19 protein-coding genes and 1 pseudogene are annotated in these 24,242 nt (G+C 75.4%); 8 read left to right on the top strand and 12 right to left on the bottom strand.

The features are described 5' to 3' along the window. Nucleotides 1–26 precede the first annotated feature (26 nt). Complete coding sequence (locus ACF08D_RS29690) at nucleotides 27–1,439, top strand: hypothetical protein (RefSeq protein ID WP_392227015.1); 1,413 nt, start codon at nucleotides 27–29, stop codon at nucleotides 1,437–1,439. Between the two features lie 68 nt (nucleotides 1,440–1,507). On the opposite strand, the gene ACF08D_RS29685 is transcribed toward ACF08D_RS29690, so the two are convergent. Further along, the gene (locus ACF08D_RS29685) at nucleotides 1,508–2,281 is read right to left on the bottom strand and encodes a response regulator (protein WP_392227013.1); all 774 of its coding nucleotides are present in this window, start codon (nucleotides 2,279–2,281) and stop codon (nucleotides 1,508–1,510) included. Nucleotides 2,282–2,386: 105 nt separating this feature from the next. Between ACF08D_RS29685 and ACF08D_RS29680 the strand changes: the two genes are divergently transcribed. Both ACF08D_RS29680 and ACF08D_RS29675 read left to right on the top strand, forming a co-directional pair. Beyond that, nucleotides 2,387–3,991, top strand: coding sequence for an ATP-binding protein (locus tag ACF08D_RS29680; protein ID WP_392227011.1), 1,605 nt, complete (start codon nucleotides 2,387–2,389; stop codon nucleotides 3,989–3,991). After that, a complete protein-coding gene (locus ACF08D_RS29675) occupies nucleotides 3,991–5,187 on the top strand; it encodes a PP2C family protein-serine/threonine phosphatase (protein WP_392227009.1) in 1,197 nt (398 codons plus the stop codon). Before ACF08D_RS29680 ends, ACF08D_RS29675 begins: the two co-directional genes overlap by 1 nt. A 31-nt stretch (nucleotides 5,188–5,218) precedes the next feature. Here ACF08D_RS29675 and ACF08D_RS29670 read toward each other — a convergent pair whose 3' ends face one another. The 5 genes from ACF08D_RS29670 to ACF08D_RS29650 form a co-directional block, all read right to left on the bottom strand. Beyond that, the gene (locus ACF08D_RS29670) at nucleotides 5,219–5,635 is read right to left on the bottom strand and encodes a hypothetical protein (RefSeq protein WP_392227007.1); all 417 of its coding nucleotides are present in this window, start codon (nucleotides 5,633–5,635) and stop codon (nucleotides 5,219–5,221) included. Between the two features lie 114 nt (nucleotides 5,636–5,749). Next, a complete protein-coding gene (locus ACF08D_RS29665) occupies nucleotides 5,750–6,601 on the bottom strand; it encodes an RNA polymerase sigma factor SigF (protein ID WP_392227108.1) in 852 nt (283 codons plus the stop codon). Nucleotides 6,602–6,692: 91 nt separating this feature from the next. After that, nucleotides 6,693–7,712, bottom strand: a complete 1,020-nt coding sequence (meaB, locus tag ACF08D_RS29660; protein WP_392227005.1) for a methylmalonyl Co-A mutase-associated GTPase MeaB — start codon at nucleotides 7,710–7,712, stop codon at nucleotides 6,693–6,695. Further along, a complete protein-coding gene (scpA, locus tag ACF08D_RS29655; RefSeq protein WP_392227003.1) occupies nucleotides 7,709–9,889 on the bottom strand; it encodes a methylmalonyl-CoA mutase in 2,181 nt (726 codons plus the stop codon). Before scpA ends, meaB begins: the two co-directional genes overlap by 4 nt. After that, entirely contained in the window at nucleotides 9,889–11,700 is a 1,812-nt protein-coding gene (locus ACF08D_RS29650; RefSeq protein WP_392227002.1) for a methylmalonyl-CoA mutase family protein, read from the bottom strand. The genes scpA and ACF08D_RS29650 overlap by 1 nt, the downstream gene beginning before the upstream one ends. A 197-nt stretch (nucleotides 11,701–11,897) precedes the next feature. On the opposite strand from ACF08D_RS29650, the gene ACF08D_RS29645 reads away from it, so the two are divergent. Continuing rightward, nucleotides 11,898–12,644: a (2Fe-2S)-binding protein gene (locus ACF08D_RS29645; protein WP_392227000.1), complete on the top strand. Its 747-nt coding sequence runs from the start codon at nucleotides 11,898–11,900 to the stop codon at nucleotides 12,642–12,644. Nucleotides 12,645–12,840: 196 nt separating this feature from the next. On the opposite strand, the pseudogene ACF08D_RS29640 reads toward ACF08D_RS29645, so the two are convergent. Both ACF08D_RS29640 and ACF08D_RS29635 read right to left on the bottom strand, forming a co-directional pair. Then, a pseudogene (locus tag ACF08D_RS29640) lies at nucleotides 12,841–13,476 on the bottom strand (sigma-70 family RNA polymerase sigma factor); the annotation flags it as partial. Between the two features lie 107 nt (nucleotides 13,477–13,583). Further along, nucleotides 13,584–14,333, bottom strand: a complete 750-nt coding sequence (locus tag ACF08D_RS29635; protein WP_392226998.1) for a hypothetical protein — start codon at nucleotides 14,331–14,333, stop codon at nucleotides 13,584–13,586. Nucleotides 14,334–14,456: 123 nt separating this feature from the next. On the opposite strand from ACF08D_RS29635, the gene ACF08D_RS29630 reads away from it, so the two are divergent. Beyond that, nucleotides 14,457–15,758 (top strand): MFS transporter, encoded by a 1,302-nt coding sequence (locus tag ACF08D_RS29630; RefSeq protein WP_392226996.1) that lies wholly within the window; start codon nucleotides 14,457–14,459, stop codon nucleotides 15,756–15,758. 171 nt (nucleotides 15,759–15,929) lie between these two features. On the opposite strand, the gene ACF08D_RS29625 is transcribed toward ACF08D_RS29630, so the two are convergent. Further along, a complete protein-coding gene (locus ACF08D_RS29625; RefSeq protein WP_392226994.1) occupies nucleotides 15,930–17,174 on the bottom strand; it encodes an acyl-CoA dehydrogenase family protein in 1,245 nt (414 codons plus the stop codon). Nucleotides 17,175–17,330: 156 nt separating this feature from the next. Between ACF08D_RS29625 and ACF08D_RS29620 the strand changes: the two genes are divergently transcribed. Next, nucleotides 17,331–19,127, top strand: a complete 1,797-nt coding sequence (locus ACF08D_RS29620; protein ID WP_392226992.1) for a CoA transferase — start codon at nucleotides 17,331–17,333, stop codon at nucleotides 19,125–19,127. After that, on the top strand, nucleotides 19,124–20,827 hold the full coding sequence (locus ACF08D_RS29615) for an AMP-binding protein (RefSeq protein WP_392226990.1): 1,704 nt from the start codon (nucleotides 19,124–19,126) through the stop codon (nucleotides 20,825–20,827). Before ACF08D_RS29620 ends, ACF08D_RS29615 begins: the two co-directional genes overlap by 4 nt. A 163-nt stretch (nucleotides 20,828–20,990) precedes the next feature. Here ACF08D_RS29615 and ACF08D_RS29610 read toward each other — a convergent pair whose 3' ends face one another. The 3 genes from ACF08D_RS29610 to ACF08D_RS29600 are packed head-to-tail and all read right to left on the bottom strand — an operon-like array spanning nucleotide 20,991 to nucleotide 23,253. After that, nucleotides 20,991–21,797, bottom strand: coding sequence for a metal ABC transporter solute-binding protein, Zn/Mn family (locus ACF08D_RS29610; protein WP_392226989.1), 807 nt, complete (start codon nucleotides 21,795–21,797; stop codon nucleotides 20,991–20,993). Continuing rightward, a complete protein-coding gene (locus tag ACF08D_RS29605) occupies nucleotides 21,755–22,621 on the bottom strand; it encodes a metal ABC transporter permease (RefSeq protein ID WP_392226987.1) in 867 nt (288 codons plus the stop codon). The genes ACF08D_RS29610 and ACF08D_RS29605 overlap by 43 nt, the downstream gene beginning before the upstream one ends. Further along, the gene (locus ACF08D_RS29600) at nucleotides 22,618–23,253 is read right to left on the bottom strand and encodes a metal ABC transporter ATP-binding protein (protein ID WP_392226985.1); all 636 of its coding nucleotides are present in this window, start codon (nucleotides 23,251–23,253) and stop codon (nucleotides 22,618–22,620) included. The genes ACF08D_RS29605 and ACF08D_RS29600 overlap by 4 nt, the downstream gene beginning before the upstream one ends. 251 nt (nucleotides 23,254–23,504) lie before the next feature. Between ACF08D_RS29600 and ACF08D_RS29595 the strand changes: the two genes are divergently transcribed. Beyond that, nucleotides 23,505–24,185: a pyridoxamine 5'-phosphate oxidase family protein gene (locus tag ACF08D_RS29595; protein WP_392226983.1), complete on the top strand. Its 681-nt coding sequence runs from the start codon at nucleotides 23,505–23,507 to the stop codon at nucleotides 24,183–24,185. Nucleotides 24,186–24,242: the final 57 nt, after the last annotated feature.

Raw genomic sequence — 24,242 nt, 5'->3', positions numbered from 1 at the left:
GCGTCCGCCGACATCAGGAGCAGGCCATGTCCCGACCCCGTACCGCCAGACGTCTCACGATCGTGGTACCCGCGGCGCTGGGCGCGTTCGCCCTCGCCGTGCTGCCCGCCTCCGCCACCTCCACTCCCGCGCAGATCGCCACGTCGAAGACCAACGGCGTCGCCTACCTCAAGACCCTTCAGGCGGCGGACGGTTCCTACGCCGGGTCCGGCCTCTCCAATGAGTGGGCGTTCGGCGCCTTCGCCGCAGCGGGTACGGCCGTCGTGGACGTCGCCCCCGGCGGCGACACCACCAAGAACGCGCGGACCGTCTACCGCAACCTGCTCTCCACGTCGGGGTGGCCCTCCGCCTCGCCGGTCGTCACCGACTACGAGCGGGGCGCCCTCAACGCGTACGCCGCCGGGATCGACCCGGCCCGGGTCTCCGCCTCCCGCAACCTGATCGCGCAGATCTACGGCTACTGGCAGACCGCCGAGCCGGGCTACTTCGGCCCGTCCTCCACCTTCAACGGCACCGTCTTCGCGGCTCTCGCCCTCGGCGGGGCCAGGACGCAGGCCGGCGGCGCCCGGGTGCCGCAGGCGCTGACCGACGCCATGGTCGCCCGGGTCCGCGCCAACCAGCACAACGACGGCGGCTGGACCTACCAGAAGGTCGAGGGCAACCCGGCGGCCCAGAACACCGCCAGCGACATCGACATGACCGGCGCCGCCATGGCCGCCCTCTGCGCCTCGGGCGTGCCCAGCACCGACACCGACGTCGTCCAGGCGAAGAACTTCCTCAAGGGCAAGCTCGTCACCACCTCCGGCGCCTTCACCTCGATGTACGGGGTGAACACCAGCTCCAACGGCTGGGCCGTCTCCGGGCTGAACGCCTGCGGCATCAACCCCCAGTCGGCGGACTTCACCACCACCAGCAACAAGACGCCGATCGACTTCCTGCTCGCCAACCAGTACAACCCGGCCGGCGGCTTCAAGTACAAGCCCAGCGACACCAGTCCGTCCGCGTACGCGTCCATCGACGCGCTGCGCGCCGTCGCCGGGGGCGGCTTCACCGCCGCCCCGCCCGTCCCGGTGACCCCGGGCGCCCCGCAGTGGGTCGCCCAGTCGTCCTTCACCGCCGGCACCGCCACCAAGCTGGCGCTGAGCGTGGACGACGGCGCCGGCAGCCTGAAGGTCTGCTCGGTCTCCTTCACCCCCACCGGCACCACGACCACCCTCGGCGACGTCCTGAACGCCGCGACCACCTCCGCCACCCCGTCCGGGTGTGTCACCTCCGTGACGCCGTCCTCCGGCACCGGCACCATCACGGCCGTCAACGGCAAGGCGAACAGCGGCTCCGGGACCTGGAAGGTGAGCGTGGACGGATCGGCGTTCGCCGGCGCCACCCGCGGCAAGACCGTGGGCGTCGGCGACACCATCGCCCTGCGCTGGGGAGCCTGACCGGCACGACGGCACCTCATGACGGAACCCGTCCCGGCCGGTGGGCCGGGACGGGTTCCGGTGGTGCGTCAGGGGCGCGGGCGGGCCGCGGTGTCCAGGTAGAAGGCGTCGATGCTCTGGACGGCCTGCTCGAACTCCTCCAGGTTGACCGGCTTCGTCACATAGGCGTTGGCGTGGCTGCTGTACGCCCCGGTCACGTCGTCCGGCGCCGTGGACGTGGTGAGGACCACGACGGGGATGGTGTGCAGGTCCTCGTCGTTCTTCAGGACCTTCAGCAGCTCCCTGCCGTTCATCCGGGGCATGTTCAGGTCGAGCACGATCAGGTCGGGGCGCGCGGTGCCCGGGGTGCGCAGGTGCTCCAGCGCGGCGACCCCGTCGGTGACCTGGACCAGGTTGCGCGCCCCGCGCGCGGAGAGGGCTTCCTCGATGAGCATGGCGTCGGCCACGTCGTCCTCGACGAGCAGGACGTCGAAGGGGCGGGCGGGAGTGGTCATCATCGGATGCTCCGTGGGTTTCTCGGGGGAGTGGTGGAAGAGCCCCGGCCAGCGGCGGCGGGCGCCCTGACGGGTCATGCCGCAGGCCGCGCCGATCTGCGGGTAGCCGGCACCCGCCTGTGCGGCGGTCACGGCGGCCTCCCGCTGGAGCCGCTCGGTGGCCTGCTGAAGGTGGTCCAGCACATGGAGCAGGGCCAGGGCCGGCCCGGGATCGTCCGGCGACCCCTGCCGCGGGGGTGCTTCCAGCAGGTGTTCGGTGAGGCGCCGCGCAAGATCACCGACCGCCGCGTCCGCGACGGCCGCCGTCTCCTGCGGAGTGGACCGCAATGCGAAGTTCTTGCCTGGCACACCCGCACTCTAGGTCCAGGGACACCCCCGCGACAACAACAGTTGTCGCCGACTAAAGTGTGCTGGCCGCATGTGCCGCGGCTGTCACAGCGAGGAGCCCAGAGGATGACCGGCGACGAGAAGCAACCGCGTGCGCGGGGACTTTCCACGTGGACGACCCGGCGGTGGCTTCGCGTGGGCGCCGCCGCGTCCCTGGCGCTCCTGGCCCTGCTCGGGGTGACCGGCGCCTGGATCCTGTCCCGTACCGAGACGATCAGCAAGGACCTCGTCGACAGCCGGTCCCCGGCGCTGACCCAGGCCGTCCGCCTCGAGTCGGCCATCCTCAACCAGGAGACCGGCATCCGCGGCTACGGACTGACCGGGCAGCCGGACTTCCTCACCCCCTACCGCGAGGGCCTCGCCCAGCAGAAGTCCAGCACCGCCCAGCTCACCCGGCTGCTCGACGGCGACCGGGCCGCCCTGGACGACCTCCGGTCCGTGATCCTCGCCACCGGGCGCTGGCAGGAGCGGATCGCCCGCCCCGTCGCCGACGCCCCGCCCGGCGCCCCCGTGCCCCTGGCCGCACAGCGGGCCGCGGAGGGCAAGGCCGCCTTCGACGGCGTCCGCACCGCGCTCGCCGCCCAGCAGGAACGGCTGCGGGTCCAGCGGGCCGAGGCCAGGGACGACCTGATGTCCATCCTGGCGATCCGCAACGTCGTCTTCTCCGCCATCGCCGTCCTCATCGCCGTCCTCACCGCCCTGATCTTCGAGGGGCTGCGCCGCGGCATCAACACGCCGCTGGACCGGCTCGGCGCGGACGCCCGCGCCGTCGCCGGAGGTGACTTCGACCACACCATCACCCCCCACGGCCCCGCCGACCTCCGCCGCCTCGGCGCCGAGATCGACTTCATGCGCCGGCGGCTGCTGCGGGAGCTGGCCTTCAGTGAGGAGGCCCGGCTGCGGCTGGACGCCCAGGCCGCCGACCTCCAGCGCTCCAACGCCGAGCTGGAGCAGTTCGCGTACGTCGCCTCGCACGACCTCCAGGAGCCGCTGCGCAAGGTGTCCAGCTTCACCCAGCTCCTCCAGCGGCGGTACGGCGGACAGCTCGACGCCCGCGCCGACCAGTACATCGACTTCGCGGTCGACGGGGCCAACCGCATGCAGATCCTCATCAACGACCTGCTCGACTTCTCCCGCGTGGGGCGCCTGCACAACGCCCAGCAGAGCGTCGACCTGGAGGAGGTGCTGGAGCGGACCCTGTCCGCGCTCAGCGTCGGCATCGAGGAGGCCGGGGCGGCCATCACCCACGACCCGCTGCCCTCCCTGGTCGCCGACCCCACCCAGATGGGCATGCTGTGGCAGAACCTGATCGGCAACGCGGTCAAGTTCCGCCGCCCCGGCCAGGAGCCGCGCATCCACATCACGGCCGCCCGGGACGGGGACCTCTGGCGGTTCACGGTCACCGACAACGGCATCGGCATCGCGCCCGAGTACACCGAGAAGGTCTTCGTGATCTTCCAGCGGCTGCACACCAAGGACGCCTACAGCGGCAGCGGCATCGGCCTCGCCATGTGCAAGAAGATCGTCGAGTTCCACGGCGGCACCATCACCGTCGACCCGGACTACCGCGACGGCGCCCGCTTCGTCTTCACCCTGGCCCCCGAACCGCCGGAGGCCGCAGTGGCAGCCCCGGCCCCCGCCGCCGTCGCCGCGGGCGCGGAGCGGGCGTGATGTCCACCGCACCGGCCGTCCCGCCGCAGGCGGCCACCGAGCCGATGTACCGCATCCTGCTGATCGAGGACGACCAGGGGGACGCCCTGCTGGTGGAGGAGCTGCTCCTCGACACCGGCCTGCGGTTCGAGCTGACCACCCGCACCACCCTGGCCGACGCCCGTCTCGACCTGGCCGCGGGACCGGTCGACTGCGTCCTGCTCGACCTGCACCTGCCCGACGTGTCCGGCATCGACGCCGTCGCGGCCGTGAAGGCGCTCGCCCCGCACACCGCGGTGATCGTCCTGACCGGCCTGTCCGAGTCCCACGCGGGCACCGACGCCATGGCCGCCGGAGCCCAGGACTACCTCGTCAAGGGGAAGGTCGAGGCGGACCTGCTGCACCGCACCGTGCGCTACGCCGTCTACCGGAGCAAGACCGAACGCGCCGGCGCCGAGGCCCAGGCCGCCCGGCTGCGCGCCGAGGAGAACGCCCGGCTGGAACGCGGCCTGCTGCCCCGGCCGATCCTCGACACCTCCACGGTCCGGGTGACCTCCCGCTACCTGCCCGGCACGGCCATGGCGCTGCTCGGCGGCGACTTCCTCGACGTGGTGGAGGGCGACGACGGGCTCCTGCACGCCGTCGTCGGCGACGTCAGCGGGCACGGCCCCGACGCCGCCGCGCTCGGCGTCTGCCTGCGGATCGCCTGGCGGTCCCTCGTCCTCGCCGGACACCGGGGCGGCGACCTGCTGCACCTGATGGAGCGCATCCTGATCGCCGAGCGCGGCGACCAGCACCTCTTCGCCACCTGCACCCTGCTGACGGTCGACCAGAAGAACGGCACGGCCACCCTGCACCTGGCCGGGCACCACGAGCCCCTCCTCACCACGGAGGAGGGGACCCGCGAGGTGACCGCCGCGCACGGCGTCGCCCTCGGGCTCGTCCCGGGGCTGCGCTGCTGGCCGCCCACGGTCGTCCCGCTCCCGCCCGCCGGCGCGCTGACCGTCTACACCGACGGCCTCACCGAGGGGCACAACGGGGCCAAGGCCGAACGGCTCGGCGTCGAGGGGCTGCTCGCGCTGATCGACGACCTGCCGCCGGGGGACCCGGCCGTCCTGGTGGACCTGCTCATCAAGGAGTCCCACGCGCTGAACGCCGGACGGCACTCCGACGACATCGCGGTCCTCCGCCTCGACTGGGGCGGCCACCCCCGCTGACGCCCGCCAGGGGCGCGCCGGGGGCGGGACGTCAGGCCGGGGCGCCCAGCGACCAGCCGGACACGTCGCTGAGCCGGCCGCGCCACAGCGGGGCCGTCGCGGTGCCCGGCACCGACAGGTAGGTGACGTCCACCAGGTGGATGAAGGCGTGCAGCCCGCTCGCCGCCTCCCGCTCCGTCCCCTCCAGCGCGCTCTGGACCGTACCGGCCAGATGGGCCAGATGGTCGCGCGGGTCCTCGCCGCCGGTGGTGGACGACACCACCTCCTCCCAGCGCCGCGCCCAGGCGCGCGACCCCACCAGATGCCCGGCGACGACCCCGCCGGGCGTGGTCAGGCAGATCGCCATGCTCGCCTCGGGCTGGGCGTCCACCAGCCGGAGCAGGATCTCCAGCTGCGTGTCGACGGCCGGCCGGCCCGCCGCCTCGCCCTCGGTCTCGAAGTCGCCCACCGCGCACACCTTTCCGCCATGCCCGTCTCGTACGGGATTGTCCGTGTCATACGTGAGCCGCCGGCCGACATCCGTCGGCCGGCGGCTCGTGTTCGTGTCTGTCCGTCGTGCGGCTCAGTGGGTGGTGAGCATGCCCTCGCGCAGCCGCTTCAGCGTGCGGGACAGCAGCCGGGAGACATGCATCTGGGAGCAGCCGAGGCGCTCGCCGATCTGCGACTGGGTCAGCTCGTCGACGAACCGCATGTGGATGATCTGCCGGTCGCGCTCGTCCAGCTGGGCGATCAGCGGCGCGAGCGCGTGGAAGTCCTCCACCAGCTCCATCGCCGGGTCCTCCGCGCCGATGAAGTCCGCGAGGGCCGCCTCGCCGTCGTCACCGCCGTCGCCGACGGCCGCGTCCAGGGAGGTGGAGTTGTAGCCGTTGGAGGCGAGCCGGGCCTCGACGACCTCCTCCTCGGTGAGGTTCATCAGCTCCGACAGCTCCCTGACCGTGGGGGTACGGCCCAGGCGGCTGCGCAGCTCCTCGGTGGCGCGGGCCAGCTCCACGCGCGCCTCCTGGAGGCGGCGCGGGACGTGCACCGCCCACGAGGTGTCACGGAAGAACCGCTTGATCTCACCGACGATGTACGGCACGGCGAAGGTGGTGAACTCGACCTCGCGGGTCAGCTCGAACCGGTCGATCGCCTTGATCAGGCCGATCATGCCGACCTGGACGATGTCCTCCATCTCGTCGGCGCCCCGGCTGCGGAACCGGCCGGCGGCGTACCGCACGAGGGACATGTTCATCTCGATCAGCGTGTTGCGGACGTCCTGGTACTCCCGGGTGCCCTCCTCCAGGACGGCGAGCCGGTCGAAGAACAGCTTCGACAGGGCCCTGGCGTCCTTGGGGGCGACCCGCCGGGGGTCGGCGACCTCGGGCAGCGCCTCGGCGGTGCTTCCGGCAGCCGTGGTCCGCCCGGTCATCGTCATCGCCTTCATGCTCGTCCCTCCCATGCCCGCCGGTATCGCGCGCGTCGTTCTCACAAGCCGACGATGCGGCGTCTACCCCGGCTCACGCCACCTACACACCTGTTTTTCCGGTGGATTCCCCGGGCCGTCCGGCGGGGGCCTCACCGAACGCGGCCAGGAGCCGCTCGGCCGCCGACGTGGCCGTCAGCTCGCCCTCGCGCACCCGCCGTTCGAGGTCCGGCGCCAGGGACCGTACCGCCGGATGGTCCCGCAGCCGGCCGAGCAGCTCCTCGCGGACCATCGTCCACGTCCAGTCGACCTGCTGGTCGCGCCGCTTGGCGGCGAGCCGCCCGGTGGAGTCCAGCAGCGTACGGTGCTGCTCCAGCCGCTCCCACACGTCGTCCAGGTGGAGCGACTCGCGGGCGCTGCAACTGAGCACCGGCGGGGTCCAGAACGCGTCCTTGCCGTGCATCAGCCGCAGCGCGCCGGCCAGCTCCCGCGCGGCCGCCCGGGCGTCCCGCTCGTGCGGGCCGTCGGCCTTGTTGACGGCGATCACGTCGGCCAGCTCCAGCACACCCTTCTTGATGCCCTGCAGCTGGTCGCCGGTACGGGCCAGCGTCAGCAGCAGGAAGGAGTCGACCATGTTGGCCACCGCCGTCTCCGACTGGCCGACGCCCACGGTCTCCACCAGCACGACGTCGTAGCCCGCCGCCTCCATCACCACGATCGACTCACGCGTCGCCTTGGCCACACCGCCCAGGGTGCCCGCGGTGGGGGAGGGGCGGATGAACGCCGCCGGGTCCACCGCGAGCCGCTCCATCCGCGTCTTGTCGCCCAGGATCGACCCGCCCGTCCGGCTGGACGACGGGTCGACCGCCAACACCGCCACCCGGTGCCCCCGCGCGGTCAGCATCGTGCCGAAGGCGTCGATGAACGTCGACTTGCCCACCCCGGGCACCCCGCTGATCCCGATGCGCCGCGCCCGGCCGCTGTGCGGCAGCAGCGCGGTCAGCAACTCCTGCGCCAGCACCCGGTGCTGCGGCCGGGTCGACTCCACCAGGGTGATCGCCCGCGCCACCAGGGCGCGCCTCCCCTCCCGTACGCCCTTCACATAGGTGTCGAGATCGATCACAGCTGGTGCCCGAGATCGGCCGCCAGCCGCTCGACGAGGTCGTGGGCCGCGTCCGGGATGACCGTCCCCGGCGGGAACACGGACGTCGCCCCCATCTCCAGCAGCGTCGGTACGTCCTGCGGGGGGATCACCCCGCCCACCACGATCATGATGTCCTCGCGTCCCTCCTCCGCGAGCTGCTCGCGCAGCGCCGGGACGAGCGTGAGGTGCCCCGCCGCCAGCGAGGAGACCCCCACGATGTGCACATCCGCCTCGACCGCCTGGCGGGCGACCTCCGCGGGCGTCTGGAACAGCGGGCCGACGTCCACGTCGAACCCGAGGTCGGCGAAGGCCGTGGCGATCACCTTCTGGCCGCGGTCGTGACCGTCCTGGCCCATCTTGGCGACCAGGATGCGCGGGCGGCGCCCCTCGGCCTCCTCGAACGCGGACACCAGGGCGCGGCAGCGCTCGACGGACGGCGACTCACCGGCTTCGTTGCGGTACACACCGGAAATGGTACGGATCTGGCCCGCGTGCCGGCCGTACACCTTCTCCAGGGCGTCCGAGATCTCCCCGACCGTGGCCTTCGCCCGGGCCGCGACCACGGCCAGCTCCAGCAGGTTCCCGTCGCCCCCGGCCGCGCGGGTCAGCGCGTCGAGCGCGTCCTGGCAGGCCCGCTCGTCGCGCTCGGCGCGCAGCCGCCGCAGCTTCTCGATCTGCTGGGCGCGCACCGAGGAGTTGTCGACCTTCAGCACGTCGATCTGCTCGTCGCTGTCGACGCGGTACTTGTTGACGCCGATCACCGGCTGGCGCCCCGAGTCGATCCGCGCCTGGGTACGGGCCGCGGCCTCCTCCACCCGGAGCTTGGGGATGCCCGCGTCGATGGCCTGCGCCATGCCGCCCGCCCGCTCCACCTCCTGGATGTGCTGCCAGGTCCGGTGGGCCAGGTCGTGCGTCAGCCGCTCCACGTACGCGCTGCCGCCCCACGGGTCAATCACCCGCGTCGTCCCCGACTCCTGCTGGAGCAGCAGCTGGGTGTTGCGGGCGATGCGCGCCGAGAAGTCGGTGGGCAGCGCCAGCGCCTCGTCCAGCGCGTTGGTGTGCAGCGACTGCGTGTGCCCCTGGGTGGCGGCCATCGCCTCCACACAGGTGCGGGTGACGTTGTTGAACACGTCCTGCGCGGTCAGCGACCAGCCCGACGTCTGCGAATGGGTGCGCAGCGACAGGGACTTGTCGTTCTTCGGGTCGAACTGCCGCACCAGCTTCGCCCACAGCAGCCGGGCCGCCCGCAGCTTGGCGACCTCCATGAAGAAGTTCATCCCGATCGCCCAGAAGAACGACAGCCGCGGCGCGAACGCGTCCACGTCCAGCCCCGCCTCCCGGCCCGCCCGGATGTACTCCACCCCGTCCGCCAGCGTGTACGCCAGCTCCAGGTCGGCCGTCGCACCCGCCTCCTGGATGTGGTAGCCGGAGATGGAGATCGAGTTGTAGCGCGGCATCCGCTGCGAGGTGAAGGCGAAGATGTCGGAGATGATCCGCATCGACGGCTTCGGCGGATAGATGTACGTGTTGCGGACCATGAACTCCTTGAGGATGTCGTTCTGGATGGTCCCCGCCAGCTTCTCCGGCGGCACGCCCTGCTCCTCGGCCGCCACGATGTACAGCGCCAGCACCGGGAGCACCGCGCCGTTCATCGTCATCGACACCGTCATCCGGTCCAGCGGGATGCCGTCGAACAACTGGCGCATGTCGTAGATCGAGTCGATGGCCACCCCCGCCATGCCGACGTCACCGGTCACCCGCGGGTGGTCGCTGTCGTAGCCCCGGTGCGTGGGCAGGTCGAAGGCGACCGACAGGCCCTTCTGCCCCGCGGCCAGGTTGCGCCGGTAGAAGGCGTTCGACTCCTCGGCCGTCGAGAAGCCCGCGTACTGGCGGATGGTCCACGGCTGGTTGACGTACATCGTCGGGTACGGGCCGCGCAGGTACGGGGCGATGCCCGGGTACGTGCCCAGGAAGTCCAGCCCCTCCAGGTCCTTCCCGGTGTACAGCGGCCTGACCCCGATGCCCTCCGGGGTCTCCCAGGTCAGGTCGTCCGGCGCGGCGCCGGTCGCCTCGCGCACCGCCGCCCGCCACGCGCCGGTGTCACCGCCCGGGTGCGGGACCCCGAGGTCGATGCCGGAGAAGTCGGGGATTCCCATCAGGACACTCCCATGCGGTCGAGGGTGGCGGAGAGGACGGCGACGGCGTCGCAGCCGGCGAACACATGGCCGTCGACGTCCGCGTCCCACGGGCCCGGGCGGCCGGCCAGGAACACATGGCGCGCCCCGGCCTCCCGCAGCGCGGCGGCGGCCGTCGCCGCCTGCTCCTCGTACAGCGCGTCGGAGGAGCACAGGCACGCCTCCAGCGCCCCGCTCTCCTCGAAGGTGCCCTCGGTGACGGGCTCGATCCCGCCCGCCTGGAACAGGTTCGCCGCGAAGGACGCCCGCGCGGTGTGCGCGGCGGCGGGCCCCAGCGCCGCCAGGTAGATCCGGGGACGGGCACCGGTCGCGGCCAGGTGGGCGTCGGACCGGGCGCGCAGCGCCTCGTACGCCTCGTCGCGCCGCACCCGCGGCAGCCCCCCGGACGGCGGCTCGGGCGCCGGGGCCCGCTCCACCGGACGCTCCGCCAGGTGCGGGAACTCGCTCACCCCGGTGATCGGCTCGCGCCGCCTGGCCAGCTTCGCCGAGCGCTCCTGCCACGTCCCGGCCAGGTCCTGGGCGAGCCGGCCCGAGCGCAGGGCCGCCGCCTGGCCGCCCAGCCCCTCGATCCGCCGGAAGAACTCCCAGCCCGCGTGCGCCAGTTCGTCGGTCAGCCGCTCCACGTACCAGGACCCTCCGGCCGGGTCGATCACCCGGGACAGGTGGGACTCCTCTATGAGGATGGTGGAGGTGTTACGGGCGATGCGCCGGGCGAACCCGTCCGGCAGCCCCAGGGCGTGGTCGAAGGGCAGCACCGTGACGGAGTCGGCGCCACCGACCCCGGCCGCGAGCGTCGCGATCGTCGTCCGCAGCATGTTCACCCACGGGTCGCGGCGCGACATCATCACCGGGGACGTCACCACGTGCTGGACCTGCGCCCCCGCGCCGGCCGCCCCGCACACCTCGGCCACCCGCGCCCACAGCCGCCGCGCGGCCCGGAGCTTGGCGATCGTCAGGAACTGGTCGGCGGTGGCCGCGTACCGGAACTCCAGCTGCGCGCACGCCTGCTCCACCGTCAGCCCGGCGCCCGTCAGCTCCCGCAGATACGCCACCCCCGTCGCCAGCGAGGCGCCCAGCTCCTGCGCGGCCGACCCGCCGGCCTCGTGGTACGGCAGGGCGTCCACGGTCAGCGCCCGCAGCCCCGGCCAGTCCGCCAGGCACCGGCGCGCCAGGCCCACCGCGAGTGCGGCGTCACCCGCGCGGCCCGTCCGCGCCTCGTACCCCAGCGGGTCGGCGCCCAGCGAGCCGCGCGCCGCGCCCGGGTCGACGCCCCGCTCCCCGTACAGCCGCAGCAGCGCGTCCGCCGCGGCCCGGGTGTCGCGCCCGGCGTCCAGGACGACCGGCGCCAGGTCGAGGTACACGCCGTCGAGCACCCCGGCCAGCGACGACACCGGGAAACCGCCCTCGCCGACGACCAGCCAGAGGGAGGTGACGCCGTTCTCCAGGTCCGCCAGCACCGCGTCGTTCGCGGCCGTGGTGTGCCGCTGGCGCAGGTCCCAGCCGCCCGCCGTGCTCCCGGCCGCCCGCCCGCCGCGCACGAACGGCGCGAACCCGGGCAGACCGGCCTCGGGGGCAGTGTCGCGTGCGGTGTACAGGGGCCGGGTGCGGAGCCCGTCCTCCAGCACGGTGGACAGTGCGTCTTCGGCTGCCGTGCCCGCGGCTTCCTTGCCCGACTTGCGGAGCACGCCCTCGACGAGGGCCTGCCATTGCTCGTGTGTGGCGGGAGGGAAGTCGGCGGCCAGCGAGAGCCCGTCGTCTGGCAGGACCGTCATGCTCGGATGCTAAGCGACGCGTACAAAGGAGCAGCAGAGGGCGCGGCTGTGACCTTGCCCTCGCCCGGCCGGTCTTGATCCACAATCGGCGCGGTACTAAGGCGGTGCCGGGGCGGTGCTCGCCTGGCACGATGTCCCCCGGTCACTGTCCCCCGGAGCCGGTGACCCGCGACCCCAGGAGAGGACGGTGGCCCCGCGTGCACCCGCGAACGGGTGACGGCCGCGCGCCGTCCGGCGCCGCCGGGACGGCCCCCGGCGACTGGGCCCGGGTCTCCGCCGTCGGCCCCTACTTCGCGGTGTCCTGCGGCCCCCGGCCCGACACCGCCGGCTTCCGCCCGCTCACGGAGCTGTACGAGGACCCCGGCGCCCTCGGCGGGTACGTGGCGGACACCGCGCGGCGGATGGGCACCGCCGACCGGCGGGTCGCCGCCTCCACCCTCCACCTGGGCCTCGCCGCCCGCCTGTGGTCGGTCGCCCTCGGCGCCACCGTGCTCACCGGCCGGGTGCCCGGCCCCGGACCCGGCCGGCTGTGGTGGCGGGCGCCCCGCTCGGGCCCCGTCGACCTGTGGCTGCCCGACCCCGCCGGACCGGCGACGGCCACCGCGACGGAGGCGGAGGCGGCCGTCGCCCTGCACACCGCAGTGGTCGCCGCCCACCTGGAACCCCTGGCCCGCGCCGTACGCCGGGACTGCGGGGTCTCCCCCCACACCCTGCTCGGCAACACCGCCTCCGCGCTGATCGGCGCCGTACGGGTGCTGCGCGCGCACGCCCCCGGCGCCCCGCTCCGGCCGCTCCCGCTCGCCGCCGCCCTGCTGGGCCGCGCACCGCTGGCGGACGCCGGGACGTTCACCGCCGCCCCGTTCGCCTTCCGCCGCCGGAGCTGCTGCCTCTACTACCGCGTCGAGGGCGGCGGGTACTGCGGCGACTGCGTCCTCGTCCGCTGAGCCCCCGGGGCCGGACGCGCGGTGCCCGGCCCCGGGAGCGCCCCGCTCAGCGGGCGACCGCCCCCAGCCGGGCGCGGGCCACCCGCGGCGCGCGGACCACCGGCCGGACGGGCGCCCGGTCCGCCACCGCCGCCGGTGACACGGGCCGCTCCGGGCCGCCGGGGGAGCCGGGGCCGCCGGCGGTGCCGTGGACGGGCTCCCGCAACAGCTCCACCAGGGCCGCCCGCGCCCGCGCCACCCGGGAGCGGACGGTGCCCACCGGACACCCGATGGCTTTCGCGGCGTCGGCGTACGGAAGGCCCAGCAGCTGCGTCATCACGAACGCCTCGCGCCGCTCGGCCGGCACGGCCGCCAGCAGCTCGGCGAGCGCCACGCCGTCCTCGAAGCCCGGCACCCCGGGCTGGTACCGCTCCGCGGCCGTCTGCCAGTCCTCGCGGTCCGACAGCCGGGGGCGGGCGGCGGCGTGCCGCAGGCTGTCCACGACGGTGCGCCGGGCGATCGACAGCAGCCAGGTGCGGGCCGAGGAACGGCCCTCGAAGCGGTGGAGGCTGCCCAGCGCCCGCAGGAACGTCTCCTGCGTCAGGTCGTCGGCCGCCTGCGGATCGGCGCTCAGGTAGGCCACGTACCGCCGGATGTCGCGGTGCAGCGCCCGGACGAACGCCTCCACCGCGCGCGGGTCGCCGCCGCGCGCCGCGAGGGCCAGGAAGGTCACCTCCTCGTCGGCGGCGGGGCTGTACCGCGACGCCGGCCGGGCGGGAGCGCCCACGGGGACGTCTGCGCCCGCTGTGGCGGGCGGGATGGGGGAGGCGGGGGAGGTGAGGGCATGGGTCATCGCCACGTGTCCTTCGCAAGTGCGGGTCCGGTCCCGCGCCCCGGGGCGCCGGGGACCGGTGAGTCGTGACGGCCCGCCGGACGGCAGGGCCGATGCCCGGGGCGCCGTTACGCGGCGAGACCCCGGGGAGCCGGCTGTCGGACGACAGCGGACCCCGACGGCGGACCCCTGGTGACACAGGACGTGGCGAGAAGCAGACGGCGCGGTGTGACGGCGGTGTGCCGCCGGCGCACCCGCGGACGCGGGACGCCGGGAAGCCAGGACGGCCACAGCGCGAGCCGCAGCGGCGCGGCGAGCCGGGCGGCCACGGCCCGCAGGAGCCGGAAGGCGGCCCGCTCGCCGTACGCGAGCCACACACCGCACAGCAGTGCGGCGAGCAGGTGGGCCGCGAGCATGCCGCCCGGCGACATGGCGGCCGACGCCACGGCCTCCGGGGCGACGGCGGCCGGGTCGTGCCCGGCCGGGGCGCCCGCGGCGGGCGTCCAGGCCACCGCCGCGTGCCGCGCGTGCCCGTGCGGATGGGACGGCACCATGCCGTGCGGGGCGCCGCCGGACGTGCCCACGTGCCCCGCCCCGCACAGCACCTGACCGGCCCACCGGCGTACCAGTGACGTGCCGTCACCGGGCGCGGCGGGCAGGATCACCACCTGGGCCAGCGAGAAGCCGGCGTGCAGGACGGCCTGGGCCGTGACGGCGAGCCCGGTCACGGCGGGCAGGCCCCGCTCCCGGCCGGCGAACGACCAGGCCGCGCCGGCCGTCACCGCGAACCCCGCGCCGAGCGCCCACCAGGGCACCGGGGAGCCCGACATGAGGAGGTGACCCGCGCCGGTGAGCAGCACACAGGTCGCCGCGAACACGGCGGCTCTCCCTGCGCGGCTGCATCGGCCTGAAGTCATGGCGGGGTCATCCTCGCACTCCCCTGGAACGGCGGACACGGGCTGGTACGCAAAATCACGGACCGGAGTTTCAGCGTCCGCGGTGTGTCGCACACCACAACGACCGCCGGGAACCCGGCCGTTGACGCCTCCGACTCCTCACCGTGGCCCACGACCCGTGAGGCCGGCGAGGAGGCGGACATGAAGGCGGCGCACCGGGAGCACGCCCTGACGGCGGTGCTCACCACCGCCATGGCGCTGTCCATGCTCCAGCTCTTCGTGCTCGGCGCGCTCGGGCCGCGCCTGGTGGACGACCTCGGCGTCTCCGTCACCGTCCTCGGCCTGACGACCACGGTCGGCTTCGGCACCGCCGCCGTGCTGTCGCCGTCCGGCGGGCGCCTGGTGGACCGAGTGGGCCCCCGCCGCGCGCTGGTCGCCCTGTGCCTGATCACCGCCACGGCCCTCGCCCTGATCGCCTCGGCGCCCGGCGCGGGCCTGCTCCTCGGGGCGGTCGCGCTGGGAGGGCTGCCGCAGGCACTCGCCAACCCGGCCACCAACAAGGCGATCCTGGCCGCCGTCCCGCCCGCCCGCAGGGGCGCGGTCACCGGGCTCAAACAGTCGGGCGTCCAGCTCGGGGCGTTCGCCGCCGGTCTGCCCCTCGCGGCCCTCGCGGCGGGCGTCGGCTGGCGTGGCGCGGTGTGGACGGCCGCCGGAGCGGCGGTGGCGGCGGCCCTGTGGACCCGGCACGTCCTGCCGGCCGACCCCCGGCCGGGCGGCGGGGGCCCGGCGGCGCCCGGCGGGCGGTTCTTCCCGGTGCCGCGCGGACACGTGGCATGGCTGGCGGTGTTCTCCCTCTTCCTGGGCGGCGGCATCGCCTCGATCAACACCTATTTGGCGCTGTTCGGCGACCGCCGGCTGGGCCTGGGGCCCACGGCGGCGGCCGGGCTCGTCGCCGTGCTCGGCGTCGCCGGGATCGCCGGCCGCGTCGGCTGGTCGAGGGTCGCGGGGCCGGGGCGCGCCGAACGCCTGCCGTGCGGGCTGGCCGCCGGCGCGGTCGGGGCCGCCCTGCTGCTGGCCGCCTCGGCGCACGCGGCGCCCCTCGCTTGGGTGGCGGCCGTCGCGGTGGGCGTGTTCGCCGTGTCCGGCAACGCCGTCTCGATGGTGCTGGTGATGCAGCGCGCGAGCCCGGGCCGGGCGGGGCAGGACTCGGCGCTGGTCTCCGCCGGGTTCTTCGCCGGCTTCGCGGCCGGCCCGCCGCTGTTCGGACTGCTCGCCGAGAGCGGCCCGTTCACCGCCGGGTGGCTGCTGGTGGCGGCCGAGTTCACCGCCGCGGCGGCCGTCGCCGGCGCCTGGGCGGTACGCGACCGGCGACGCACCCGCCGCGACCGGGACGCCGCCACGGCCTGAACGCCGCGGTGCGGGTGTGCCATTGGGTCGGTACGGCGCCGGGTCGGTCACCCGGACACGTACACCGCCGGGTGCGGGGGCCGTTGGGTCCGTTCGCCGGGCACGTACACCGCCGCCGGCCGCGCCGCCGCCGGGTCCGTGGGCCGTTGGGTCCGTACGCCGCCCGGTCCGTCACCCGGGTCCGGGGCCGCCGTCCGGCGCGGCGTCGCCGAGGGGGGCGGCGGCCCCGGCCGCGTACGCGCGCAGGACCCGGCGGGCCACCGAGGTGATGTGCAGTTCGTCCGGGCCGTCGAGGACGCGGGCCGCCCGGCCGGTGCGGAACAGCGCCGGCAGTGCGGTGTCCGGGCCCAGCCCCGCCGCGCCGTGCACCTGGATCGCGGCGTCCGTGACCTGCTGGAGCGTCCGCGCCGCCGCCACCTTGGCCAGGCCCACCTCGGTCCGCGCGTCCCGCCCGGCGTCGATCAGGCGGACCGCCTCGTACACCAGGGGACGCGTGGTGCGCAGGGCCAGCAGGGCGTCGAACACGTGCTGCTGCACCAGCTGGTGCCCGGCCAGCGGGCCCCGCGACCCGCTCCGGCCGACGGCACGCGCGCACATCAGGTCGAACGCGCGCCGCGCCTGGCCGAGCCAGCGCAGGCACCGCAGCGTACGGCCCAGCTCCAGCCGCTCCCCGGCGACGTCCAGGGCCCGGCCCGGCGCTCCGACCAGGTGGTCGGCCGGCACCGCGACGTCGTCCAGCTCGATCTCCCACTGCCCCGCCCCGCCCAGCACCGGCAGCGGGCGCACCACCCGGAAACCCGGCGCGGAGGCGGGCACCAGCAGCAGGGACAGGCCGTCGCGGTCGCCGTCCGCCCCGCTCGTGCGCGCCAGGACGGTCACCAGGTCCGCGTCCGCCGCCCCCGAGATGAACCACTTCCGCCCGGTCACCCGCCAGCCGCCGCCGGGGCCCTCCTTCGCGCGTGTGCCGGTGGAGAACGGGTCGGTGCCGGGCGTGTCCGGTTCGGTCATGGCGTAGCAGGCGCGGATCTCCCCGGACACCAGCCGCCTGAGATACCGCTCCCGGACGGCGGGGGTGCCGTGCCGCGCCAGCATGCCGACGTCGAGCAGCGGCGCCGAACCCAGCGCCGCCGGGCCGTGGTCGCTCGCCCCCTCCGCCTCCGCCAGCGGCGCGTACCGGCCGAGCGTCAGCCCGCCGCCGCCCAGGTCCGCGGGGAGCGGCAGCCCCCAGAGCCCCGACTCCCGCGCCCGGAGGCGCAGTTCGGCCATGGCGACCCGCGCGCCCTCGCCGCCCGCGTCCAGCTCCGGCTCGCGGGGGACCACCTCCGTACCGACGAAGTGGGCGACGCGGGCGCGCAACGCGTCCGGGGCGTCGCCGTGCGGCGGTCGCACGGCGGCTGACGGGTCGTGAAGCGGCACGGGCTCTCCTCCAGTTGACCGGATCCGATCCCCCGGGAACCCGGGGGAACGGCTGTCCGACTGTCTCTTCCGTGGAACGGGTCGGGCGCGGGGCCCGGAGGGTTCCCGTTCCCCGGACGACTCGGGCAGGCCACCGCCCGCCCGGAGAGGAGAGGCATGGCGTCACCAGTCACCACGAGGACGGTCCGGCCACTCGACGCGCTGCACCTCGACATCGCCGGCCCGCCGCCGCTCACCGGCCTGGTCGGGCACCATCTGCGGCTCCTGGGCGCGAGCACCGGGGACGCGGCGGAGCCCGGCGCGCCCACCAGTTCCGCGCCGCCGGCCGGTTCCCTGACGCTCACCGGCGGCGGCTTCGCACCGGTCCGGGCCGGCACCGGCTGGTCCGCGCCCGGCACCGGCATCACCGACGAGGCCACCGCGCAGGCGGCCACCGGTGTCATGTCGGTCCACGGCCGGCGCGACGGGCACCCGCGCGGCACGGCCGCCGACTGCGTGGCCACCGCCACCGCCGTCCTCACCGTGCAGGGCCTGCTCGCCGCGCTGCTCGCCCAGGCGCGCGGCGGCACCACGAGCCGGGTGGCCACCCGGGCGGACCACGCCGGGCTGCTGATGGTCTCCCAGTACCTCGCCGCGGCGGGCGCCGACGAGGGGGAGGCCGCCGAACTCGCCCCGGGCGGTCCCCCGTTCACCTCCGCCGACGGGACCCTGTTCGAGCTGGAGACCCTCGACCCCGGCGCCTGGGCGGCCTTCTGGCGCGCGCTGGAAGCCGGCACCGACGCGGTACGGCGCGGCTGGCGGCCCTTCCAGTTCCGGTACGCCACCGCCTGCGCGCCCCTGCCCGGGGCGCTGCACGACACCGCACGCGGCCACTCCTTCGAGGCGATCCGGCGGGCCGCGGCGGTCGCGGGCGCCGATGTGTGCCGCGTACGGACCCTGAAGGAACGGGCGGCGGAGCACGACGGCGCCGACCCGTGGACGCTGGCCCTGCTGCGCCCGGCCGCCCCCGCGCCCCCCGGTGCCGCTCCCGGTCCGGACCGGCCGCTGGCGGGGCTCACCGTGCTGGAGGCGGGCCGCCGGATACAGGCGCCGCTCACCGCCCACCTGCTGGGCCTGCTCGGGGCGGACGTCGTCCGCGTCGAACCGCCCGGCGGCGACCCGCTCCGGGGGATGCCCCCGGCCTGCTCCGGGACCTCCGCCCGCTGGCTCGCCCTCAACCGCGGCAAACGCGCCGTCGAGATCGACATCAAGGACCCGGCCGGCCGGGACCGGCTGCGCGACCTGGCCGCCGGAGCGGATGTCTTCCTCCACAACTGGGCCCCCGGCAAGGCCGCCGAACTCGGCCTGGACGCCACCGACTTCGCCCGGGTGAACCCCGCCCTCGTGTACACCTACACCGGCGGCTGGGCCGGCCGGATCCCGGGCGCGCCGATGGGCACCGACTTCATGGTCCAGGCCCGCACGGCGGTCGGTGAGGCCGTACGGCCCGAGGGCGAGCCCCCGGCGCCCTCCCTGATGACCCTGCTCGACGTCCTCGGCGGGCTGCTCGGGGCGGAGGCGGTCCTCGCCGGCCTCCTGCTGCGCGAACGCACCGGGCACGGCGTCCGCGTGGACTCCTCCCTCCTCGGCGCCGCCGACACCCTGACCGGCCCCGCCCTGCGCCGCGCCGCCCGGGGCGAGAACCCCAGGCACCCGGCCGGGTACCGCCACCCGCTGCGCACGGCGGACGGCTGGATCGCCCCGAGCGACGCCTGCGCCGCCGCCGCCCGCGCGTACGACCTGACCGCCCTCACCACCGGTGACGCGCTGGCCATGCTCCGCACCCACGGGCTCGCCGCCACCCCGGTCACCACCGACCTGGCCGGCCTCCTCCACGACCCGCGCCTGGGCGGCTCGATCAGCCGCGACGCGCACGGCGCCCCCGCCGTCCCCGACCCCTGGAGCTTCGCATGACCACCGACCGGCCCGCCCTGCGCGACCTGGTGCCCGCCGCACTGCGCCGGTCCTGGGTGCTCGACGGGACCTGCCCCGACCTCGACCTCTACAGCCTCTACCGGGCCCGCCAGGTCGCCGGCATCCACCGCCCCGCCGTGATCGACGCCAAGGGCTCCCTGTGCTACACCGCCCTCGACCGCAGAGCGCGCGCCATGGCGGCCGGGCTCAGAGACCTCGGCGTGGGCCCCGGGGACGTGGTCGGCATCCAGCTCCCCAACCACCGCGACGCGGTCGCCGCCGACCTGGCCGTCGCCGCGCTCGGAGCCGTCGCCCTGCCCTTCCCGGTCGGGCGGGGCGCCCTGGAGGCCGAGTGCCTGCTGCGGCGCTCCCGGGCGGTGGCCGTGATCGCCGCCGTGGAGCACCGGGGCGTCCGGCACGCCGAGGAGCTGCGGGCGCTCGCCGCCGGGCTGCCCGGCCTGCGGCACGTCATCGCCGCCGGACCGGGCACCGCACCCGACGGAACGATTCCGCTGTCCCGGCTGACCCGCACCGACCCGGCCGGTTTCGACCCGGCCCGGCCGCACCCCGACAGCGCGGCCCGCATCCTGGTCTCCTCCGGCTCCGAGGCCGACCCCAAGATGGTCGCCTACTCGCACAACGCGCTGGCCGGGGGGCGCGGCAACTTCCTCGCCTCGCTCCTCCCCGAGGACGGCACCGCGCCGCGCTGCCTGTTCCTCGTCCCGCTCGCCTCCGCCTTCGGCTCCAACGGCACGGCGGTCACCCTCGCCCGGCACGGCGGCACGCTCGTCCTGCTCGACCACTTCACCCCCGAGGCCGCCCTCGCCGCGATCCGCGAGCACCGCCCGACCCATGTCCTCGGCGTGCCCACCATGATCCGGATGATGCTGGACCGGCTTGCCGGTGAACCCGGCGGCCCCGGTGTCCCCGCCGGCCTCACCGCCCTGGTGCTCGGCGGGGCGCCGCTCGACCCGGCGACCGCCGAGGAGGCGTCCGAGGCGTTCGGCTGCCCGGTCGTCAACCTGTACGGCTCCGCCGACGGCGTCAACTGCCACACCGGCCTGGACCGCCGCACCCCGCCGGCCGACCGGCACGGCGTCGTCGCCGGCCGGCCCGACCCCCGGGTGGCCGAGATCCGCGTCACCGACCCGGACACCCAGGAACCGCTGCCCGACGGCCGGGTCGGCGAGATCGTCGCCCGCGGCCCCATGACCCCCCTGTGCTACGTCGGCGCGCCCGAACTGGACGCCCGCTACCGCACCCCCGGCGGCTGGGTGCGCACCGGCGACCTCGGCGTCCTCGACGACGGCGTCCTCCATGTCGTCGGCCGGCTCAAGGACGTCGTCATCCGGGGCGGCGCCAACATCAGCCCCGCCGAGGTGGAACGGGAGCTGCGCACCCACCCGCTGATACGGGACGTGGTCTGCGTCGGTGTGCCCGACCCGCTGATGGGCGAACGCCTCGCGGCGTGCGTCGTCCCGGGCGCCGCCCCGGACGCGCCCAACCTCGACGGGCTCGGCGAGCACCTGGCGGGGCGCGGCGTCGCCCGGCACAAGCACCCCGAACGGCTGCTGGTCGTCGCGGAGTTGCCCCTCACCCCGGCGGGGAAGCCGGACCGGGCCGCCCTCCGCGAGCGCCTGACCGCCGCGCCGGCGGCACCCGCCCCGGCGGCCCGGCCCCCGGTCGCCCGCGCCGGCTGACGGGCACGCCCCGCGGAGGGACGACCCCGAGCCCCACGGCTCGGCCGGCGCACCCCACGCGCCGGCCGGGCCGCCGCACATGGGCCCCGGCGGCCGGGACACACCACGCGCCCGGGTGCCCCGCCGTCATGGGCGGGGCACCCGGGCGCGGGAGACGGGGAGGCTAGAGCGCGGCCATCGCCTTCTTCAGCTCGGCCGCGGCGTCGCGGTACACCGTGAGCAGATCGAGCTCCTCGCCCGGGTAGTTGACGATCTTCACCTGGGCGGCGCCCGCGTCGGGCAGGACCGTGCCGGTCGACATGTGGGCGTTGTCCAGGACGAGGGCCGGCTTCTTCTTCGCCAGGTCGGCCAGCTGCGCCGGGGTCACCGCCTCCGGGCCGTACGTACCGACGGTCGTCGCCCCCGCCATCGACGCCGCCCAGGTGGTGAAGACCTGGCTCACCACGGCCGGGCTCTTCCCGCCCGGCCACGCCGCCTTCAGCTCCGCGCCGAGCTTCGCGTACTCCGTGTCGAACGCGGCCGTCCAGCCGCTCGCGGCCTTCTCCGTGCCGAACTTCCCGGCCAGGCGCTTCACTTCGGCCTTCACCTTGGCCGCGTCGTTGTCGAGGGCCACCTCCACCAGCTCGGCGTCCGAACCGGCGGCCTCCTTGATCTTCTCGGCGTACGGCTCGAAGGGCGCGTACAGCACGAAGTCGGCCTCGGCCACGGCCGCGAGGTCGGAGGGCTTGGGGTCGTAGTCCGGGGCGTGGTGGACCGACTGCGGGACGATGACCGTGACGTCCTCGGCCCCCGCCGCCTTGGCGAAGGCGCCCTCCCAGGTGGTGGTGACCACGACCTTGGGCGCGCCCGGCCGGTCGTCCCCGCCGCTCTTGGCGGCGGGGGAGCCGCCCCCGTCGCCGCAGCCGGCGACGAGGACCAGCGCTGCGGTCAGTGCGAGGAGGGAAGGGATGCGGACGCGGATGCGCGCCATGAGCGGTTTCTCCGTTCGGGAAGGGCGTGGACGGCGAGGACGACGGCCCCCGCGGTCAGGACGAGGACGGGGCCGGGCGGCCAGTCCAGCCACAGGGCGAGCAGGAACCCCGTCGCGTTGACGGTGACGCCGATCGCCACCGCCCACACGGTGATCGACGTCAGCGACGTGCCCAGCCGCCGCGCCGCCAGGGCGGGCAGCAGCGTGAGCGCGTCGACCAGCAGCGCACCGGTGAGTTTGATCGCCCCGGCGACGGACACCGCCACCAGGACCAGCAGGACCAGGGTGAGCGGCCCCACCGGGACGCCCGAGCACTGGGCCAGTTCCCGGTCGTGCAGCAGGAGGGCGACATCCCGGCGGCGCCACCAGAACAGGCCGGGCACCACCACCGCCAGCACTCCGAGGACGACCAGGTCGGGTGCGCCGACGGAGAGGACGGACCCCCAGAGCAGGGCGAAGGCCCCGGAGGCGTTGACGCCCGAGACCGCCAGCACCAGCAGCGCGGCGGCGACCGCCAGGCTCATCAGCAGGCCCATCGCGCCCGCGAGGCCGCTCGGGGTGCGGGCCAGCGGTGCCACCCCGGCGCCCGACAGGGCGCACGCCACCAGGGCGCAGAGCATCGGGTCCAGCCCGGTGAGCAGCCCCACCGCGATGCCCAGCAGCGCCACGTGCATCATCGCGAACCGCACCGGCATGATGTCCAGCCCCACGATGACCACCCCGATGACCGGCAGCCCGACGGCCGCCAGCAGCAGGGCGAACGCGGCGCGCTGGACCGGTACGAGCTGGAGGAGGGCGCCCACGTCGGCGGTGGCGAGGGTCACCGGACCTCCCGCAGCCGCCCCGCGGCCATCTCCAGCACCCGGTCGCACCGCTCGGCCAGCGCCCGGTCGTGCGTCACCACCAGGAGGGTGACGGGCAGCGTGGTGAGCACCTCCGCCGCCTCCTCCTGGCCCGCGAAGTCCAGGGCGGCGGTGGGCTCGTCGGCCAGCAGGACCAGCGCCCCGGCGGCGACGGCGCCGATCGCCCGCGCCAGGTACATCCGCTGGAGCTGCCCGCCCGACAGGGTGTGCAGCGGCCGGTCCGCCAGCGCCCCCACCCCCAGCCGGTCCGCCGCCCGCCGGGCGTCGGAGGGAGCGCCGCCGGAGGCCAGCAACTCGTGCGCGAGGAGCGGGAAGCGGCCGGACGCCGGCTTCTGCGGGATCCAGGCGCAGGCACGCCGCCGCCAGGACCGCTCCGCGGCCGTACGGTGGTCGCGGCCGCCCACCAGGACGCTCCCGGCGGCCGTCGGGTGCAGGCCGAGGACGGCGCGCAGCAGCGTCGTCTTGCCGGACCCGTTGGTGCCGGTGAGCGCCACCTTCAGCCCGGGTGGCACGTCCAGGTCCACACCGGCGACGGCCTCCACCCGGCCGTGACGGCACCGAACCCCGCTCATCCGTATCTCCAGCCCACCCATACGACGCCTCTCCGCCCACCCGCCGTCCCGCCGGGGCACCCCGCGCACCCGGCCCCGCGCCGGCTGCGCAGGAGGAGTCGGCCGGAGCGCCGCGCCGGTTCCCGCCCCGCCACGCTCTTCCGGTTCCGTATCAGGAGGGTCCCGCTACGACGAAATCCGCAGAACACTAGCCATCATGCTGCTGATATCGATAGCGTCGAGCGTGTACGGACCACACATGTGCGGACAACAGGCCCAGAGAAGGACCCGAGATGACCGACCGGCCCCTGCCCGCCTCCCTCCCCGAGACGGAGCGCACCCGCCACCGCCGGCTGCGCGACCAGGGGAGCCTGGAGCGCGCCCGGCTCGACGAGATCCTCGACGCCGGCTTCCTCTGCCACCTCGGCGTCGTCGTCGACGGAGCCCCGATGGTCGTGCCCACGGTGTACGGCAGCGACGGCCGGACCCTGTACGTCCACGGCTCCGTCGCCAGCCGCAGCCTGGCCGCCGCGCCCGGGACACCGGTCTGCGTGACCGTCACCCACCTGGACGGGCTGGTCCTCGCCCGCTCGGTGTTCGAGCACGGGGTCAACTACCGCAGCGCGATGATCCACGGCGTACCCCGGCCCGTCACCGACCCGGAGGAGAAGCAGGCCGGGTTGCGCCGGCTGACCGAGCAGGCGGCACCTGGGCAGTGGGACTACGCCCGGCGCCCCAGCCGCAAGGAGCTGGCGGCCACCGCGCTGCTCGCGCTGTCCCTGGAGGAGGCGTCCGTCAAGATCCGCACCGGCGCCCCCGACGACGGCGACGGCCCCGACGCGGCCCTCGGCCTCTGGGCGGGCGTCCTGCCGCTCACCGCCGCCTGGGGAGCGCCCGAGGCCGACCCGCTGCTCCCCGACGGCGTCACGCCGCCCCCGCACATCGCCGCCCGGGCCCACACCCGCGCGGGCTGAGCCCCCCGCCGCACCCCTCCGCCCGGCCCGGGGCCGGTGGCCCGAATGCAGCACCAT

The sequence above is a fragment of the Streptomyces sp. NPDC015131 genome, assembly GCF_043079975.1.
GTDB lineage: Bacteria > Actinomycetota > Actinomycetes > Streptomycetales > Streptomycetaceae > Streptomyces.
This window is presented reverse-complemented; position numbering and strand designations above follow the sequence as displayed.

What these genes read in the sequence shown, in the direction of transcription:
- ACF08D_RS29610 (WP_392226989.1), bottom strand. Translation starts at nt 21,797, where the DNA reads ATGGCGCGCATCCGCGTCCGCATCCCTTCCCTCCTCGCACTGACCGCA.
- ACF08D_RS29690 (WP_392227015.1), top strand. Translation starts at nt 27, where the DNA reads ATGTCCCGACCCCGTACCGCCAGACGTCTCACGATCGTGGTACCCGCG.
- ACF08D_RS29665 (WP_392227108.1), bottom strand. Translation starts at nt 6,601, where the DNA reads ATGACGATGACCGGGCGGACCACGGCTGCCGGAAGCACCGCCGAGGCG.
- ACF08D_RS29675 (WP_392227009.1), top strand. Translation starts at nt 3,991, where the DNA reads ATGTCCACCGCACCGGCCGTCCCGCCGCAGGCGGCCACCGAGCCGATG.
- scpA (WP_392227003.1), bottom strand. Translation starts at nt 9,889, where the DNA reads ATGGGAATCCCCGACTTCTCCGGCATCGACCTCGGGGTCCCGCACCCG.
- ACF08D_RS29620 (WP_392226992.1), top strand. Translation starts at nt 17,331, where the DNA reads ATGGCGTCACCAGTCACCACGAGGACGGTCCGGCCACTCGACGCGCTG.
- ACF08D_RS29680 (WP_392227011.1), top strand. Translation starts at nt 2,387, where the DNA reads ATGACCGGCGACGAGAAGCAACCGCGTGCGCGGGGACTTTCCACGTGG.
- ACF08D_RS29600 (WP_392226985.1), bottom strand. Translation starts at nt 23,253, where the DNA reads ATGGGTGGGCTGGAGATACGGATGAGCGGGGTTCGGTGCCGTCACGGC.
- ACF08D_RS29615 (WP_392226990.1), top strand. Translation starts at nt 19,124, where the DNA reads ATGACCACCGACCGGCCCGCCCTGCGCGACCTGGTGCCCGCCGCACTG.
- ACF08D_RS29595 (WP_392226983.1), top strand. Translation starts at nt 23,505, where the DNA reads ATGACCGACCGGCCCCTGCCCGCCTCCCTCCCCGAGACGGAGCGCACC.
- ACF08D_RS29650 (WP_392227002.1), bottom strand. Translation starts at nt 11,700, where the DNA reads ATGACGGTCCTGCCAGACGACGGGCTCTCGCTGGCCGCCGACTTCCCT.